This is a genomic window from Tautonia marina (assembly GCF_009177065.1).
In the GTDB taxonomy this organism is placed as follows: domain Bacteria; phylum Planctomycetota; class Planctomycetia; order Isosphaerales; family Isosphaeraceae; genus Tautonia; species Tautonia marina.
Genome location: NZ_WEZF01000018.1, coordinates 29,126 through 47,527, shown reverse-complemented (window position 1 = coordinate 47,527; position 18,402 = coordinate 29,126). Strand labels below are relative to the sequence as shown.

The following is an 18,402-nucleotide window of genomic DNA, read 5'->3' as shown; positions in this document are numbered from 1 at the left end:
ATGCAGACAACCGAGATCCTGAAGCACAAACTGGCGACCGCGGAAGATCTATACTCGGTTGTCAAGACAATGAAAGCACTTGCGGTCGTGAATATTCGTCAGTATGAGGAGGCGGAACGTTCGCTCGATCAGTATCGTCGAGCGGTCGAGATGGGTTTGCAAATTGTGCTTCGGCAAGTTCCGCGATCACGGGTCGTGACGCGCAATGCCCCCCGTCGAAACCTCGGGGCGGTTGTCTTCGGATCGGATCAAGGGATGTGCGGCCAACTCAACGACGACGTGGCCCGTCATGCGATCGACGAAATGGATGCCTCTGGAGTCGATCGTGAAGGACGAGCACTTTTCGCTGTCGGTCATCGCATCGCAGGGCGGCTCGAAGATGCAGGGCAACCGCTCGAAGGGACCGCATCGGTTCCTGGCTCAACTTCCGGGATCACACCCGCTGTACAGGATCTTCTTCTGAGAATTGACCGCTGGCGAGACGAATGGCAAATCGATCAGGTGTTGCTGTTCTATGCGGAGCACCATTCTGGAGCCTCGTATCGTCCTCGCACAACGCATCTTTTGCCCATTGATGACCATTGGCTTCATACGTTGCAGGAACGGAAATGGCCGACGAATCAGGTTCCTATGTTTACCATGAACCGGGACCGCCTCTTTTCCTCGCTTGTTCATGAGTATTTGTTTGTCTCGCTCTATCGAGCCTTCGCCGAGTCCTTGGCCAGCGAAAACGCGAGCCGACTCGCATCGATGCAGGGGGCCGAGCGAAATATCGAAGAACGTATTGTCGAACTCACCATGCTTTACCAGCAGCGCCGTCAGCTTGCGATTACTGAGGAATTGCTTGATGTCGCGGCAGGATTCGAAGCGCTCTCTACCAAACAAGATAAGTAGATGCTCTCGTTGAATTTGGTTCAGTTCAGGTTCATCGCTGGAGTCGCTGGACATGTATGTGCTATCGGAGAGTAGAAGTCGATCATGAAAGCCGGTTTTATGCTCATCGTAAATTTTGCGAGAATGTTTATGGTGTTGAGTCGGTTGTTTGAGTTCGCGCAAACACCGAACTCACTCGAGAATCCCCGTCTCTGGGGTCAAGAATTCCGATCACCTGTTGCGGGATGTTGAGGAGATTCAAGCTCTCTTGATTGTGTTCGTTTTTTAGCAATTCCTGGTCCTCGCTGTAAGCTCGACGCGCCTTCGGGTCTTGTTCTCTCGGGTCTTCTTCTCAAAGAGGGCCTCTCGATGGCCGCAGGGAGCATGATGAATGATTCCGCACGTGCCTTGCCCCCGGTGTGGGGCGATTCTCTCATCCGATGCTCTTGGTCCTCTTTGCCCCTCCTGTGTGGTCAGGCAGGTTCTCCTCGATGATACCCTGTCGGATCGGGTTGGATCTGACGGAGATGGGGAGGAAACGTGCTCATGGACTGCCGATGAGGTCGCTGGCGATTTCAAGGAGCCGACTCAAAGGGAAGAGAGTCAAGTTCATCCGGAGCAACGTTTCGGCGACTATGAGTTACTTGACCTCCTCGGCCGAGGCGGTATGGGAATCGTGCACGAGGCTCGTCAACTCAGTCTGGGGCGGTTGGTTGCGTTGAAGTTGATCCGATCTGGGAGTCCTGCATCCGAATCGGAACTCTTGCGATTTCGGACCGAAGCTGAGGTCATTGCTGGACTTGATCATCCGAACATTGTCCCGATTTATGAAATCGGAGAGTACGAAGGGAATCCTTATTTCAGCATGAGGCTACTCCGTGGGGGAGATCTGGCCGAGCGTTTATCTCAATTTCGAGACGATCCTCAGGCCGCCGCCGAACTGATGATCACGATCGCCAGAGCTGTGGAGTATGCCCACCGACGCGGGATTTTGCACCGCGATCTCAAGCCGTCGAATATTCTGCTTGATGGGAACGGGCAACCGCATATCACCGACTTCGGTCTGGCAAAGCGAATCGAGGACGCCTCGGACCTGACCCGATCGGGAGATATTTGTGGTTCACCGCCGTACATGGCTCCGGAGCAGGCGTCGGGTGATCGTGGAGCTGTGACCACGGCGACCGATGTGTACGGACTCGGAGTCATCCTGTATGCGTTACTCACCGGAGGGCCGCCCTTTTGTGGCTCTACGGTGCTCGAGACGCTGTCAATGGTCCGGGAAGAACCACCCAAGCCTCCGAGTCGAATCAACGGGCGAGTGGATCGTGACCTGGAGACGATTTGCCTGAAATGCCTGGAGAAAGATCCGGCCAATCGTTACGACTCGGCAGAGGAGTTGGCTGCGGACCTGGTTCGCTGGCGATCCGGTCTTCCCATCCAGGCCCGACCAGTTGGACCCTGGGTCAAAGCCTGGCGGTGGGCCCGCCGTCGGCCTTCGGCGGCGGCCCTTGGATTGATCCTCGGATTTGCATCGCTCAGTCTCGTGGCGGGAGCCGCGGTGGTTGTGCAAGGCCAACTGGTCGATCGGATGGAGCAGATTCGGCGACGTTCGGAGTTGCGTTCGCTGATTCTTGAGATCGATCGTGGATGGAATACCTTGAGACGGACCAGTCAGGCTGCTCCTCGTCCGATTCCATCAGAAGTGGCCCAGAAGCCTGGTCCACTCTTCCTTCCCCATGCCTACATTGCTCCTGGCGGGCGGTTTCAGGAGATGTATGGATGGGATAGCTACTTCATTCAGCTTGGCCTTCTCCGCTCCGGCAACGTTCATCTGGCCAAGGAGATGGTCGACAATTTCCTCTACGAGATCGATCACTACGGTAAGATTCTAAACGCCAATCATACCGATTATCTAACACGTTCCCAGCCGCCGTTTCTCACTCGGATGATTCTCGGAGTCTACGACGAGTTTTCACGTCGGGATCCCACCAGGGCTCGGGCCTGGCTGGAGGAATCCGTTCCCAGAATTGAAGCGTATCACCGCTACTGGACCGAAGCGCCGCATCTGGTGTCGGATACGGGCCTCTCGCGCTATTACGATGCAGGTTGGGGGCCGGCGCCCGAGGTGATCTCGAAGGAACGGGATCGGCTCGGCAGGACACATTACGATCGTGTTTCCGAATACTTCGAGAAATATCTTGTCAGGGAATACGATGTCCAAGCCTACTTCCAGAACGGAGAGTTAACTTCGCGGTTCTATCAGGGCGATCGCTCCATGCGAGAATCGGGCTTCAACCCGACGGATCGATTCGGTCCGTTCGGGGTTGAGGTCGTGAATTACAACCCGGTTTGTCTCAATGCGTTGTTGTTCGTGATGGAGTCGGATTTGGGCGAAATCCTGATAATACTCGATCGCAAAGAAGCTGCGGCGGGCTGGATTGGTCGTGCGAAACAGAGGCAGTCGACCATGAACGAACTGATGTGGGACGAAGAAGATGGGTTGTACTATGATTATCAGTTCGTCGAAAAAAAGCTGGGACGATATCCCTTCGTGACGACTTTCTATCCACTCTGGGCCGGGCTTGCTGACGCAGGTCAGGCCGATCGGGTTGTGGCAAATTTGCACCTTTTTGAACGGCCCGGCGGGTTGCAAACCAGTACCAATGAGAGTGGTAGCCAGTGGGATGCTCCGATCGGCTGGGCGCCAATGCACCTGATCGCGGTTCAAGGATTGCGGCGCTATGGTCACCATGAGGTGGCTGACCGGATCTGCGTCGCGTTTCTCTCGATGGTGCTCGACGAGTTCGCCGAGCATCGGGCAACCTTTGAGAAATACGACGTGGTTCGCCGGGAATCGGACCTTGACATTCGATTTGGCGACACCACGAACGAATCGGGCTTCGCCTGGACGAACGCGGTGTTCCTGGAACTCTATGGTCAACTGATCGAACGAGAGAACGAGCACCTCCTTCTTCGTTCGTCCCATTGGGCAGGGGTTGGCGTGCACCCAGAGGGTAGGGGAGAGGGAGCGAGGTGATGCGGACTCTCAACCATCTTTGGCGACCGACCAGCAAGAAACTTGCTGGTCGGTCTCTCGACAGCTTTGCTCAGGAGTCTGCGGCGAGATCGGATAATAGTTGATCAACCAGCGATGGAAGCAGTTGAAGGCGGTTTGAGTGCCGAGCGCTTGCAATCGCGCTGGCAGTTTCCTCTCCCCGTGTCGCCTCAATGCGGAACCACAAGGGGCTAAGCACGGGAACCCCACGTTGTCCCGTCGGGTCGAAACGGACGGTTCGGGGATTCCCGAAAGGTTGGCCGTTGGTGTTGGCCGCGTCGATGGTCCAGTCCCCCGTCAGGGAATTGAAGACCGTGTAACTGGGCCGGCCGTAGCCGTCGTAATCAGCGACAGCGGCGATCTCGCCGGCAGAGCCATAGGTCACCTGGAAACCATTCGCGAACGTTGTCGGACCGCCCGATGAGGGCAAGGTGAACCACTGGGCGAAGCCGGGGGCGAGGTCGCTGACTGATCGGAAAGCGACGATGTCGGCGCGGCCGTCGTTGTTGAAGTCGGCGACTGAGGGCTGGTCCGCATTGCCCGAGGCACCGAATGTATAGCCGAAAGCCCCGTCTCGCTTGCTGAACTCCAGGTCATTGAGGCTGGAGGGGAGGACGAACCACTGTGCGGCATCGGGTACTCCATTGGCGATGTCCTCTGCGGTCCGTTCGGGGCGGAATGTGACAATGTCGGCCCGACGGTCGCCGTCGAGGTCGGCCGGGGCGGGCAGGTCCAGGCCGCCCGGTGCACCGAACGCCACTCGGAACGCGGATCCCCCTCCTGAGGGAAGGATGAACCACTCGGCGGCCCCAGGGGTGAGATCGCTGCTGGCGCGGAAGGTCGCGATGTCGGTAATGCCGTCGCCGTCGAAGTCGGCCGGAGCGGGGCGGTCGAGCGTGCCGGGGGCTCCAAATCGGAAATCTCGCCGATTGTTGTTGCTCCCTGAGAGCAAGAAAACCCAGCCCGTGGCATTCGGCACGGAACCATCGCCGACGATGGCGTAAGGGTCACTCACGGCGACGTCGGTGATGCCGTCGCCGTCGAAGTCGCCGGAGATCGGCACGGAGTTGCGTCCGATGTCGGCGAGGTCGATCTGTTGGGTCTGGCCGTCGGAGGAGCGGCGGATCGAGAAGACACCGACCCCCCGGTCCTCGTCGAAGTGATACAGGGCCAGGTCGGCCCGACCGTCGCCGTCGTAGTCCCCTTCGACCTCGATTTGCTGTCGAGATTCGGTGACCTGAACGGTTTCACGGGTGCCGACCGGGTAGTTCGGATCGTTCGACGAGGAGACTTCCACGACCACCGGGAACGGTGCCGGATTGGCAGGTGTTCCATCATAGACACCGGTGACGGTCACGGTGCGCGGGACGTTCCAGTTGGCTGTGGTGAAGGTGATGGAACTGACATCAACTTCGGCCTGGGACGAATTCTCAGAGGATATCGCAAACGTCACATTGCCGATCGGTTGCGAGTTGAGCGCGACGGTGAAGGTGCCCGAGTGGTTCGGCCCCGGCACCCGGTTGATGGCCAGGTTCGATTGCGAAACAGTGACGCCGGCTGTGTCGTTATTCACATTCGCAATTGAAACGGCCGGCATCGCGAGTCCGTCGAAGTCAGGGTCGGTGCTACGGGCGAGGCCGGAAATCTGGTAGACGATGTTGAAATCGGCGACATCGTCGTCGACGCCCCGGACCGTGATCTCCTGGGGGATGGACCAGTTCGTCTCGGTGAAGGTGAGAGACGATTGCGGCAGCACGCCTTCCGACGTGTTGGAGCTGGTGAAATCGACCGTCACCGGGGCGCTGGGCCTGGCCCCGAGCCGGACGGAGAATCGAGCTGTGCCACCTGCCTCGGTTGTGGACAGATTCGAGGTGGGCGATGCAAGAATCGCGAAGGAATTGTTGTCGACGTTGACGACCGGGAATTCGGCCACCTCGACCCCATCGAAGTTCGGGTCGTCGCTGGTGGCGATGCCGCGGATGGTGTAGGAGATGTTGCCGTCGGCGTTGTCGTCATCGGCACCCCGGACGGTCACGGTTTGCGGGGTGGACCAGTTCGCTGCCGTGAAAGTCAGGGACGGTTGGACGGGGTTCCCTTCCGACGGGTCGGAGCTGGAGAAATTCACCGTGACCGGCGCCGTCGGCCGCGAACTGAGCCGGACGGAGAACTGAGCTGTGCCCCCGGCCTCGGTGGTCGACAGGTTCGAAGGTCTGTCCACGAGCACCTCAGCGGTGTCGATGTCCCGGTTGACAACCGTGACCTCCGGAAACGGCCAGCCGTCGAACATGCGATCGTTGCTGGAGGTGCTCCCATTGATCGTGTACGTGGTGTCGCCGTCGCGTTGATAGTCAGGCTTGCCCGTGACCGTGATCGTACGAGGGGTGGCCCAGTCGTCGGTGTTAAAGGTGATGGACGATTGCGAGAGTTCCCCTTCGTCCGGGTTCGAACTGGTGAGGGTGATCGTCACTGGAGCGGTCGGCCGCCGAATCAGTCGGATGTCGAAGGAGCCTTGTTCGCCCGACTCGTTGATTTCCACGATGGCATCCGACTCGACGCTGACATTGGAGGTCGAGGAGCCGAGATTCCTCACCAGCACATCGGCCACGATGCGCCCGTCGTAGAGATCGTCCTCACTGATTGCCGCCGAGGTGATGATCGAGTAATCGGCTTCATCTTCCGAGGTGCTCTCAATCGTCACGACCTGGGGAGTGTTCCAGTTCTCGGGGGTAAAAAGGAGCGATTCGACATTCGGATTACCGATCGACGGGTTTGAGCTGCTCAGGTTGATGGTGACCGGTTCTGTTGGCTGGCTCTCAAGACGAACGCTGAACGTCGCTGTCTTGACGGGAGTCGTGATGAGGCCGGACCGAGGCAGGACGAGTACACCAGGGCTCGGGTCTTCTGCGTTGGAAAGGAATGGTTGATAAATCACACGCGGCCGAGTGGAGGGATCGTTATCAGGTCGATGAGTAATCTTGTCCTCAATTTGAGAGGTTACGGAGGTCCCCCAGTAGTTGAACCGCATGTCGATTTCGGTGGATGGGTCACCGATGGCGAAGACTTCTGCAGCGTTCGTGACGTCGATGCTATTTCCGGTAATGTCGATGTTGGCCCCACTATGGACCTCAAGTCGATGATTGAGAAAACTGGAGAGCAGAGAGGCCGTCGATCCATCCTCCAGGACGAGACGAGACACGTCGAACGTGCTTCCGGTGGCACTCAGGCTGCCGTCCTCTTGGACACGGATGAGGGTCGAAGTGGAGCCGGAGAGGGACGTTTTCGTCACATCCATCAGGCCGTCGGCCGCGACGACGATGATCCCGTACCTTGAGTCGCCCACCCTTGGCCCTTCAAACTGGAACGGCCCACCATTGTCGACCGAGAGCGTCCCGCCCACAGTGAGGGTCGAACCGCGACGAAGCAGGACCGAAACGCTTGGCCGGACAGCCAACGACGCACCATTCCCGATCAAAAAATTCCCCGGAAACACAAACCGCAATTCGTTGATGGACTCAGTCCCAATCGTCCGCAGTTCAACGGCCTCTCCAGACTGCAATTCGCCCGGGTTGATGTTGATGTCCTGGAAGCGTCGGTTGTCGTCGAGCTTGTGCAGGTCGGTGGCGTTGATGCTTAGGGGGGAGTCGATGCGGTTGCCGACCAGGTCGCCTTCGTCGAGCCGGCTGCCATTGCGGAGGATGATTTGGCCCAGGTCGATCGTGCTGTTGCTGGCCCGCAACCGTCCGCCGCTCTGGACGTCGATGGAAGCAATATCGGAGCCGCTGTCCGTGATGGTGGTGCCGGTCACGTTCATCACGCCGTTGGCCGCGACGACGATTCTCCCGTACCGTGAGTCGCCGACCCTCGGACCCTCAAGCCGGATGGTTTTGGCCTGATCGACGGACAGCGTCCCACCGACGGTTAGTGTCGAACCACGTTGGATCAGGACATCGACCATTGGGCGAACCGTCAAGGCTGCCCCGGTATCGATGACGAACGAACCACCAAACGTATATCGCAGATATTCCGTGGTTTCTGTGCCCCTGAGGGAGAGTTCGGCAGCCTGCCCCGCTCCGAGCCCGCCCGGGTTGATGTTGATGTCCTGGAAGCGTCGGTTGTCGTCGAGCTTGTGCAGGTCGGTGGCATTGATGCTCAGGGAGGAGTCGATGCGGTTGCCGACCAGGTCGCCTTCGTCGAGCCGGCTGCCATTGCGGAGGATGATTTGGCCCAGGTCGATCGTGCTGTTGCTGGCCCGCAACCGTCCGCCGCTCTGGACGTCGATGGAAGCAATATCGGAGCCGCTGTCCGTGATGGTGGTGCCGGTCACGTTCATCACGCCGTTGGCCGCGACGACGATTCTCCCGTACCGTGAGTCGCCGACCCTCGGACCCTCAAGCCGGAATGTTCCACTGTTGTCGACGACGAACTCCCCAATGTTGACGGTCAGCGTGGCCCCGCGATTGATTGTGACCGGAACTCCTGGACCGATCGTCAGTGTGGCCCCCTGCTCAATCCGAGTGTCTCCAACAAAGACAATCGGATCGCTTGGGTCGGTGTAGGTGCGGTCGGTGACTATAGGGCCCGAAACGTCCGTGAGTAACTCCCTGCGCTCCAACCCTTCGAGGTAGGGTTGCAAGGCTACACGTCGGCGTGCCGATCGAGATGGATCGAGTGGGAGCCGACGACCGGCGGAAGCCTGAGGCATGGACGATCGGGGGAGGATCGGGAGCATCGAGTGGGGTCCTCAAGAAAGCTGGGGGGCAGTCGTTCTCGGGAGAACGAAACGTCCGTGCGATGCCTCGAAGGGGAAGGCACGACGCTACGGATCATCGCGTGGAACGGTCAGGTTGAACGGTTGGCAACGTGTGGTCGAACACGACTCGGAGCTCATCGAATTGGAGAACGATTTGAGCGTGATGAAGGAAGCGGCTGCCTCATCTCCGACCGTCGGCGCAAACGGCGATCGGACCAACTTTGCGCGAATCAAAGATGCGCAAAAGGTGATGAAACGGCTGGACCGAGAACGCGCAGGGGCGTATGCTCGTTGCAACATCGGAGCATGAGCCCGTGCAGAGTCCCTGTCATTGATCAGTACACCAAACGCGCACGCGAGGGTGGCGAGATGGCAGACATGTCTCCGGGATCGTCGAGGTCGGACGAGCCGAAGTCTGAGCCGAGGACCAGACCCAGCCTGCTGTTGCGCGTTCGGGTCTGGTCCGATCTTCAGGCCTGGAATGAGTTTGTGAAGTGGTGCCTTCCCGTCGTTCGTGACGAGTGCCGAAGGCATGGTTTGAGAGAGGCGGAGACCGAAGAAATCGTCCAGCGGGTCCTGATCCGGCTCGCGAGAACGATAGAGCGCTTTGCCTATGATCCTTCGAAATCGTTCCGAGGCTGGTTAAGAACGCTGACGCGAAGCACGATTCTGAACTTCTGGGAACGTGACCAGGACGCTCAGGCGGCGGGGACGAAGATGATGGCCGTCGACCCGACGCAATGGGCCTGGCCAGTCGTTGATCCCCAATCTCTCGATGAGGATCAGGGAGACGAGCGGGACGTGCCGCATTCCTGGCGGGTGCTTCGCGATCGCATCGCCCGCGCTCAGGCACTGGCCCGAGAGCGGTTCGGCCGGGACACCTGGGAGGCGTTCTGGCTGGTGCAGATCGAGGGCCGATCACCGGCCGAGGCCGCGCTGGCCCTGGGCAAGACACCTGGCGCGGTTCGAGCAGCCAGAGCACGCGTGCTCGCCATGCTTAGGCAGATTTGGGACGAGATGGATGACTCAGGGGACGAACAATGAGCCAGTCCTGCCCGACCTCCGCCGAGATCGACCAGTTTCTGAGAGCTCCGGATGATCTGATTCAGGTCGATTCACGACTTCACGCCATCCAGTTGCACATTCTGGAGTGTCTGAACTGCCTGGAGCAGATGGAGGGAGTGGCGCAGAAGGCCGTCGGCACGGCATTTCCGGACAACGCGTCTGCGTTCTTTGGGCTGGCGGCGACCAGTGCCGAACCGGTAGGACTGGCACCGAAGATCGAAGGGTTTGTGATGGGCGACCGGCTAGGCCGGGGCGGGATGGGGACCGTCTTCAAGGCCTGGCAGACCGCGATGCACCGCGAAGTGGCGATCAAGGTTCTTCCCGGCGGTCCCCTGGCCGACCCGAGATGGCGCGCCTGGTGCCTGGCCGAGGCTCGGGCCGCGGCTCAGGTCCGGCACCCCGACGCCGTGCAGGTGTACGACGTGGGGATGACCGACGGATATCCCTATCTGGTGATGGAGTACGTGGCAGGGGGATCCCTCGCCAATCGCCTACGCAACAAACCGTTGATGCCCTTCCGGGACGCGGCCCGATTGCTCGGTCGGGTCGCGCGGGTGGTGCATCATATGCACCTTCGGGGCTTGATTCACCGCGACTTGAAACCAGGGAACATTCTGATCGATTCGCCGAGCGATGCTCCGACTTCGGCCTGGTGGCCCAAGGTCGCGGATTTCGGCCTGGCTCGGCCGATCGGCGAATCGGCCCGATCGCTGACCCTTGCCGGGATCGGGACTCCCGAATACATGGCCCCCGAACTGGTCCAGGGGAGCGGAGCGAAGAGCGAGACATTTGCGGATATTTATGCGCTGGGGGCAATTCTTTACTGCTTACTGGTCGGTCGGCCGCCGTTTCAGGAGGCATCTCCTCAGGAGACACTGGCCCGGGTGCTGGAAGGGAGCGCGACCCTGCCTCGGAGCATCGTCAGGAAACTCCCGAGAGACCTGGAGACGATTGCTCTGAAGTGTCTCGAACGAGACCCGCATCGTCGCTATGCAACGGCCGAAGCCCTGGCCGACGACCTCGATTCATTCCTCGAAGGCCGGACCATCCTCGCCCGACCGATGGGGCCGGTGCGACGGTCGTCGCGGTTCGTTCGTCGGCATCCGGTGGGATCGGCGTTGATGATGGGGCTGGCACTCACCAGCGCCACGTCGCTGGTCTTGCTCGGACGCGCGGAGGCGGCACGCTCCGAGGCTGCCGCCAATGAGAGTCTGGCGCTCGAACGCTCTCGCGAAGCCGAGCGACGCCGGGCCGAGGCCGAGTCCAATCGCCAGCAAGCCGAGCAGATGTTTCAGGCCGCCGGCCGGTTACTTGCGATTGTAAGCAGGGCCGACAACCCAAGCATACCTCGGGGTGAGGAGTCGCTTGACGAGCTCGAAGCTGCACTGCCCGCCTGCCGCGAACTGCTTCGCAGTCGGCCGAATGATCTGGATCTTCTCCGGACCATGAGCCAGATGGTCTATCAACTCGGCTATCGCAGAGCCCACGAGGGGCGGCCGACACAAGCAGCTCGCCTTTTCCGAGAGGGTTCAGAGACCCTTGACGCCGCACTTGCTCATGTCCCGGACGACAACTTGCGCCATGATACAGCCTCCTTGTATCAATGGCATGGTCAGATGCTCATTAAACTGCAAGAATTCCCCGAAGCGATCCGGGTCCTTAAACGATCGCTTGAGCTCTGCGATGGCCCGCCTGGCGACCGGCCTCTTACGTTGAACCAACGCCGTGCTGCCATGGAACGAACGATCATTGGGCCTCATCTGATTGCCTGCGGCGACGAGTCCGGTCGCCAAGTGCTGATCGAAGCCAAGGTGATGCTGGAGGGGCATCTTGAGACTGCTCCTGACGACCACAACACGTTGGCCCACCTGGCGAACGTCTACCAGAATCTGGGAGATATCGATGCAGAGCTTGCGATTCGTCGTCGTCTGGTAAGAGAAGGCATCAATCTCAGGGACCGATACTCGCTGGCCACGAGCATGTTCTACGGGATCGAGCTGGCGGGCGATCAAGACGAAAATCGAAGGCACCTGCGGACCGCCGCCGAGATTGTCACGCTGCTGGGGCCTTGCCTTCCTTTGTTTGAACGCGAAGCCGATGAATCGCCCGGCAATCCCGATGTCGTCGGGACACTTCACCACACCTTGACATTGATGATTCTTTCCTTGCTCGACTTGGGCAGGTTGGATGAGGCGACGGACGCTCTCGACCGACTGATGACGTCGATCGACGTTCGACGAGGTCGGTTTCCCGAACCGGAGCCCGGATACGATCCCTTCTACATTGGTACGTTCAGCTCACTCGGGCGAATCCTTACCCATCAGACTATACCGCAGCCGACGTTCCAGGACTGTTTGGATCGGATTCAAAAAATCCTTGATGAGCGTGATCTTACAATCGATCAGCGATCTGCTGTACTGAGTGGTCTATCACAAGCCCGGGCTCACGCGCAAACCGATGCCCAGCGTGACCGGATTGCCGCTCTTTTCAGTCTGTGCATAACGTCGATCGAGCGTCTTCCTCCGACAGAAAACCTGACACTCGTCGACATCAAGCAGATTCTCGATTTTGCGTTTGTGTGTCGAGTTGCGGAGTGCGTCGGCGATTCGGAGAGGATTGTCGCCTGGTGCGGGAAGGCATTGGAGGCCATCCCTGCCGAGGCAAGGGATGAACCGGATTATTTCGCTGTGATCAGCGAGTACTGGACCCAGGTGGCCAAGAATCATTGGCAGCATGAGCCGGTTGATGAGCACGCGTTGGGAGACGCGCTACGACGTTCTGTCGAGGCGGCCGAGGAGGCGTCACGGCGTGCGCCCAGTTCGGGGGCGTATCAGGCGATGGTGGCCGATCGCCGCGCACGGCTAGAACGTTCCGGCCTCGCTCCGGGAGCAATTGCCCAGAACCCAGTCCGCAAAGACTGAATCTGGCCGGAGCAGAGGCCGATCCGCGAACCGATTGTGTTCGTGGGACATGCCCGATCGGGAGCCGTCAGCGCTTCACATGCGTGTCGAGGAAGGTGTAAAGCGCTTGCGTGGCAGGGTCTTCGGGGATTCCGAGATCGTTATTCAGGCGGCTGTGGTTGCTGTCACTTTTTCCGAAGGACGTGACGGGGATGTCGGCCTCCTTCAGCGCGGTTTCAAGGCACTGCGCCTGGGCTCTGGTTTCGGGATTGCCGGGGAAGTAGAGGATCAGGAACGGCGGGATTCCCTTGTCCCGGACCACATGAGTCACCGCTGAAAAATCAACATGCTTCTTCGGGTCGTTACCGAACTTCTGACGATGGCCGAAGGTGAACATCTCACCGCCGTACAGAGCCTGGCGTAGCTCGGCGGTCATGATGATTTTGGGGATGTCGTAGGTGTCGCCGTCGACGGGAATGCAGCCTTCGAGGACATCGAAGGGAACGTCCTCTGCCTCAAGGTATCGCTCGTTGGTACACAGGAGTGCCGCGACCTGAGCGCCCGCGGAGTGCCCGCCGACGACGATCCGATCGGGATCACCCCCGTACTCGGCGATGTTCCGATGCACCCAGCCAATTGCCTTGGCGACATCGCCCATGAGCGTTTCCATGTCCACGTCGGGGAGCAGGCGATAGTTGGTGGAGACGAAGACGAATCCCCGCTCGGTCAAGACCTTGGGCTTGAGGGCGACGTCGCTCTTGTCGCCGACCTGCCACCCGCCGCCATGCACCCAGACGATCACCGGAAGGGCCGTGTCGCGTTCGGCTTCGGGGGTGTAGATGTCGAGGACATGTCGTTCGTGACCGTTCTGCACGTACGGAACATCGCGTGTCACCTCCTGTGCAGTGGTTATCAGGCAGGGGAGCAATAGAAGGGGCAAGCAGCCCGCGATCAATCTTGCGTTCATGTGAATGGACCTTGACCGGAAAGGGTTGGACTTGAGATGTCTTGGTTCGTGCTGGCGACGGCGTTTGGGTTACGCCAGAATCGCCTTCACGACCTTTGCATGCTCAACTCCGGTGAGCTTGAAGTCCAGCCCCTGGTACCGGTAGGTGAAGCGATCGTGGTCGATGCCTAGCAGGTGGAGGATGGTGGCGTGGAGGTCACGGACGTGGACGGGGTCTTCGACGACATTGAAGCTGAAGTCGTCGGTCGCGCCGTGCGTCAGTCCGGCCTTGATGCCGCCGCCGGCAAGCCAGACGGTGAAGCAGCGAGGATGATGATCGCGACCAGCTTCGAGGCTATCCCACTGACCCTGACCGGCGACGCCTCGGCCGAACTCGCCTCCCCAGACGACAAGAGTCTCGTCGAGCAACCCGCGGCGCTTCAGGTCCTTCACCAAAGCGGCGCTGGCCTGATCGGTGTCACGGCACCGAGCGGTGCACCAGGAGTTCAAGCGGCTGTGGTGGTCCCAGTCGGGGTGGAAAAGCTGGACGAATCGCACACCGCGTTCGACCAGGCGACGGGCGAGAATGCAGTTGGCCGCGTAGGTCCCTGCCCTGCGTGAGTCGGGGCCGTACAGTTCGAAGGTTTCTTCCGGCTCGTCGCTGAGGTCGCTCAGTTCCGGAACGCTCGACTGCATCTGCCAGGCCATCTCGTACTGCTGAATTCGAGTGGCGATTTCAGGGTCGCCGGTCTCGTCCAGATGCAGTCGGTTCAACTCGCCGAGCCCGTCGAGCATCCCCCGCCGGACGTGCCGGGGCATCCCCTCGGGGTCTCGGAGGTAGAGGACCGGATCGCGGGCGTTGCGCAGCTTGACCCCCTGGTAGCGCGACGGCAAGAACCCGCTCCCCCAGTAGTGGTCATACAGCGGCTGGTCGCTCGGTCGCTGCATCCGGGAGATAAGGACGAGATAATCCGGCAGATCGCGGTTCTCACTGCCGAGTCCGTAGCTGGTCCAGCCGCCGATACTCGGCCGACCTGGAAGCTGGTGCCCGGTCAGGAACTTGGTCATGGCCGGGGCGTGGTTGATCTGATCGGTGACCATCGACTTGACGAAGCAGAGGTCGTCAACCACCTCAGTGAGGTGAGGAAGCCATTCCCCAATCGTCGCGCCGCTCTCGCCGTGGCGAGCGAAGCGGGTCCGGGAAGGCATGATCAACTGCTTCTGGTTGGCCGTCATCGTGGTGACACGCTGACCCTGGCGAACGCTGTCGGGCAATTCCTTGCCGGCCCATTCCTGGAGGCCGGGCTTGTGATCGAACAGCTCGATCTGAGAGGGGCCGCCTGACTGTGTCAGGAAGATTACGTGCTTCGCCCGAGGTGGGAAATGGGGAAGGCCTGGCAGTCCGAGCGGTGCGTTCGCTCCCTCCCGAGCCGCCGAGGCCGCTTCCATCAAGCCCAAGGCCATCGCTCCCAGGCTAGCGCCGGTGCAGCGGCCCAGGAAGTAGCGGCGGGAGATCGCAATTCGCGTTGCAAAAGCCGAATCACAATGGAGGTCGGGGAACTCATTCACGGGAGATCGCCTCGTCCAGATTGAAGACCATGCTGGCGACGACGGTGTAGGCGGCGCGTTCGTGGTCGGGACCGGCTGAGCTCTCCCCAGGCTGACCCAGACCTTCGAGCAGGTTGACGGTATCGTCGGGCGATTGTGTGTAGTGTCGTGAGGCTCGCTCGAATTCGCGGAGAAGGACCGTCATCTCAGGTGGCGTTGCCGGCCGTGAGAGGACCCGAGTGAACATGAGGTCGAGGCGTTCTTCGACATCTTCGCATTCGGTCATCACGACCCGTGCCAACTCGGCGGAGGCCTCAAGGATGCCTTGGTCATTGAGCAAGGTCAGCGCATGTAACGGTGTGTTGGTTCGGCGCGGTTTCACTTCACAGACCCGACGCTGGGCGCTGTCGAAGAGGAATGTCGGAGCTGCCGAACGTCTCCAGAAGGCGTAGAGGGTGCGCCGATACTGGGCCGGTCCCTGGCTGGGTTCGTAGGAGAGCCGACCCATGAACATCTCTTCCCAGACCCCCTCGGGCTGGTACGGCCGAACCGGAGGACCACCAAGCGCAGGATTGAGCAGGCCGCTGGACCGGAGGGCCGCATCTCGGATCATCCAGCTAGGAAGACGGAATCGGGGTGCTCGGGCCAGGAAGCGGTTCTCGGGATCCCGTTCCTGAAGCTCTTCGCGGAACTGGCTGGACTGGCGATAGGTGTCGCTGGTGACGATCAGTCGGAGGAGATGACGCAGGTCCCAATCGTGGTCCATCAACTCGACGGCGAGCCAGTCGAGCAGTTCGGGGTGTGTCGGTAGCTCACCTTGAGCCCCGAAGTCCTCAGGCGTACGGACCAAGCCCTCCCCAAAGCAGATCTGCCAAAGGTGATTGACAACCACCCGGGCTGTCAGCGGGTTGTCGCGTGCCACCAGCCATTCGGCCAGATCGAGCCGGGACCGGGTCTGATCCGGGGGACGGGGCGCGATTGCTTCTGGGACCGCTGGGACCACGGTCTCTCCCTTCTGGTCCCAGACCCCACGCTCCAACACATGGGTTGTGCGGGGTGTTTCCCGATCTGCCAGGACCATCACCTCGACAGGACCGGAGGCCTTGCGGATTTCCTCAAGCTGCCGCTGGGCGAGGTCGAGCTTCGCCCGCTCCCGCTGATAGTCGGGGTGGTCGATGAGATACTGCTCGAAGAGCGCTTCCTGCAATTCGGGGGAGATGGCTCTGATGGTTTCTACTTGTGCCGCGGCGAGGCGTTCGAGAGGCATCGGGTCGAGTGATTGGACGGCGACGCCCGGTTGGTCAGTGACAGAGATACGGAAGCGTGCAATGTTGGCATCGCCTTGCGTGGATCGATGGAGCATGACGAAGATCAGTTCTTCGTCGTCCTCCAGCGTGAGCGGTTCTTCCAACGCAAAGATGGCCCGGTGAGGTTGGTCGAGCCCCTCCGAGCCGGTCGTCCAGCCGTTGCGTGGGTCGTCGTCGAGGGTGTCAAGGACTCGGCCGTAATCGCGTCCCTTGACCTCGCGTTCGGCGTCGGCGACGGCTCCTGAGATCGAGACGGGCCGAATCTGCGACCGTCCCCGACGGCGGACCTGTAACTTCACATCGGTGAGGATGAACTCGCCACTCTGTCCCCGTGACAGGCCGATCGGATCGCGCTCGGGATCCGGGAGAACTTCGAGCCGGATGCCGGTGATGCGGTCGAGGGCAGGGGAGCCAATCACTTTGTAGTCGTCCTGCGTTGGGTTCGGTCCGCCCGCCTGGATGATCCCGTCGTCTCCTTGGGTCAGTCCGGTACCCTCGACCGACTCCAGCAACGTTGGCTGAAGCGTGTGCCATGGCCTGAAGAAGCCCTTGTCAACTCGCTTGATCTGATCCGTAAGCCAGTCCTCAAACCCGCGCCGAGCATCCTGCCGGGCCAGGATTTCCCCCTCCCGCCGTTCGTCAACGGTTTGCTCCGCCTCGCGAAGGGCACGGTCTGCATAAGGAGACTCATAGGTTAGGTACGGCTTCGCGGCTTTTCCGGCCCGACCGTCCTCGTCAACGCTATTAAAGAACGCAAACAGTTCATAATAATCTGCATGCGAGATTGGGTCGAACTTGTGCGTGTGGCATTGGGCACAACCGAGGGTCATACCGAGCCAGACTGTCCCGGTGGTGTTGACCCGGTCGATGACGTAGTCGATCCGAGACTCCTCGGGATCACGCCCCCCCTCACCGTTGGTCATGTGGTTGCGGTGAAACGCAGTAGCCAGAACCTGCTCAGGCGAGGCATCGGGCAGCAAATCGCCGGCAAACTGCTCGATCGTAAACTGATCGAAGGGCACGTTTCGCCGGAATGCGTCAACAACCCAGTCTCGCCAGGGCCAGTTGTCCCGAAGGGCATCCTGCTGGAAGCCGTCGGTGTCCGCGTATCGGGCTGCGTCGAGCCACCACATGGCCATCCGCTCGGCGTGATGGGGCGATTCCAGAAGGCGGTCGACCATCTCCCGATAGGTTTCCGCCGACGGGTCGGCGGTGAACGTCTCGACCTCTTCTGGCGCGGGGGGGAGCCCCGTGAGGTCGAAGGAGAGACGTCGCATCAGGGTATGCGGTGGTGCCGCCGGGGCGAGGTCCAGGCCCTCCTGGCGGAGCCGACGGCGTACGAATGCGTCGATCGGATGGATGTCTTTCTGACCTGGTTCGATCTCGGGAATGTCAGCTCGTTGCGGAGGGACGAACGACCAGTGCGGCTCGTACTCGGCTCCATCGGCAACCCACGCTCGAATGAGTTGCTTCTGGTCGGCGGTGAGGGGCTTGTGTGACTCCGGCGGCGGCATGACGTCAAGTTCGTCATCCGACTCAATGCGGTAGACCAGTTCGCTCAGTTCGGGATCACCCGGTATCAGCGCTGCGAAGCCTCCCCGATCGGCTGTCGCGGCCTCGAAAGTGTCAAGGCGGAGGTCCGCTTTGCGGCTCTCCGGGTCTGGGCCGTGACAGGAAAAGCAATGCTCCGAGAGGATCGGCCGTACGTCTCGGTTATAGGTAGGACTGTCTGACGCGGCTCGGGCCGAGATCGTACAGGCGCAGGCGGCCAGAAGCAGAGAGAGTCCGTGAACACGTCGCTTGTGGGAGCCGGGCATGTCGGTACGCTCACGTCAGGCTCGTGGCGGCAGTGGGTGCAACCGAATTGGAATTGGTCTCGGGGCCACAGACCGCATCGTGAAGGAAACCTCTCACCGACTCACGAACCTTTTCTGGAATCGAAGATGCGGCGTCATCGA

At 60.5% G+C, this 18,402-nt stretch carries 8 protein-coding genes; 4 read left to right on the top strand and 4 right to left on the bottom strand.

Annotation, left to right across the window (positions count from 1 at the left end):
• A complete protein-coding gene (locus tag GA615_RS20065) occupies nt 1-894 on the top strand; it encodes a F0F1 ATP synthase subunit gamma (RefSeq protein WP_152053112.1) in 894 nt (297 codons plus the stop codon).
• 370 nt (nt 895-1,264) lie between these two features.
• Nucleotides 1,265-3,910: a trehalase family glycosidase gene (locus tag GA615_RS20060; RefSeq protein WP_152053111.1), complete on the top strand. Its 2,646-nt coding sequence runs from the start codon at nt 1,265-1,267 to the stop codon at nt 3,908-3,910.
• 70 nt (nt 3,911-3,980) lie between these two features.
• On the opposite strand, the gene GA615_RS20055 is transcribed toward GA615_RS20060, so the two are convergent.
• Entirely contained in the window at nt 3,981-8,657 is a 4,677-nt protein-coding gene (locus tag GA615_RS20055; protein WP_152053110.1) for an FG-GAP repeat domain-containing protein, read from the bottom strand.
• Between the two features lie 390 nt (nt 8,658-9,047).
• On the opposite strand from GA615_RS20055, the gene GA615_RS20050 reads away from it, so the two are divergent.
• Both GA615_RS20050 and GA615_RS20045 read left to right on the top strand, forming a co-directional pair.
• A complete protein-coding gene (locus GA615_RS20050; RefSeq protein ID WP_161602451.1) occupies nt 9,048-9,722 on the top strand; it encodes a sigma-70 family RNA polymerase sigma factor in 675 nt (224 codons plus the stop codon).
• The gene (locus tag GA615_RS20045; protein WP_152053108.1) at nt 9,719-12,664 is read left to right on the top strand and encodes a protein kinase domain-containing protein; all 2,946 of its coding nucleotides are present in this window, start codon (nt 9,719-9,721) and stop codon (nt 12,662-12,664) included. Before GA615_RS20050 ends, GA615_RS20045 begins: the two co-directional genes overlap by 4 nt.
• A 67-nt stretch (nt 12,665-12,731) precedes the next feature.
• Here the strand turns inward: GA615_RS20045 and GA615_RS20040 are convergent, their stop codons facing one another.
• The 3 genes from GA615_RS20040 to GA615_RS20030 form a co-directional block, all read right to left on the bottom strand.
• Nucleotides 12,732-13,517, bottom strand: coding sequence for an alpha/beta hydrolase (locus GA615_RS20040; protein ID WP_235905576.1), 786 nt, complete (start codon nt 13,515-13,517; stop codon nt 12,732-12,734).
• 162 nt (nt 13,518-13,679) lie between these two features.
• Entirely contained in the window at nt 13,680-15,158 is a 1,479-nt protein-coding gene (locus GA615_RS20035) for a DUF1501 domain-containing protein (RefSeq protein ID WP_152053106.1), read from the bottom strand.
• A complete protein-coding gene (locus GA615_RS20030; RefSeq protein WP_152053105.1) occupies nt 15,151-18,261 on the bottom strand; it encodes a PSD1 and planctomycete cytochrome C domain-containing protein in 3,111 nt (1,036 codons plus the stop codon). The genes GA615_RS20035 and GA615_RS20030 overlap by 8 nt, the downstream gene beginning before the upstream one ends.
• Nucleotides 18,262-18,402 lie beyond the last annotated feature (141 nt).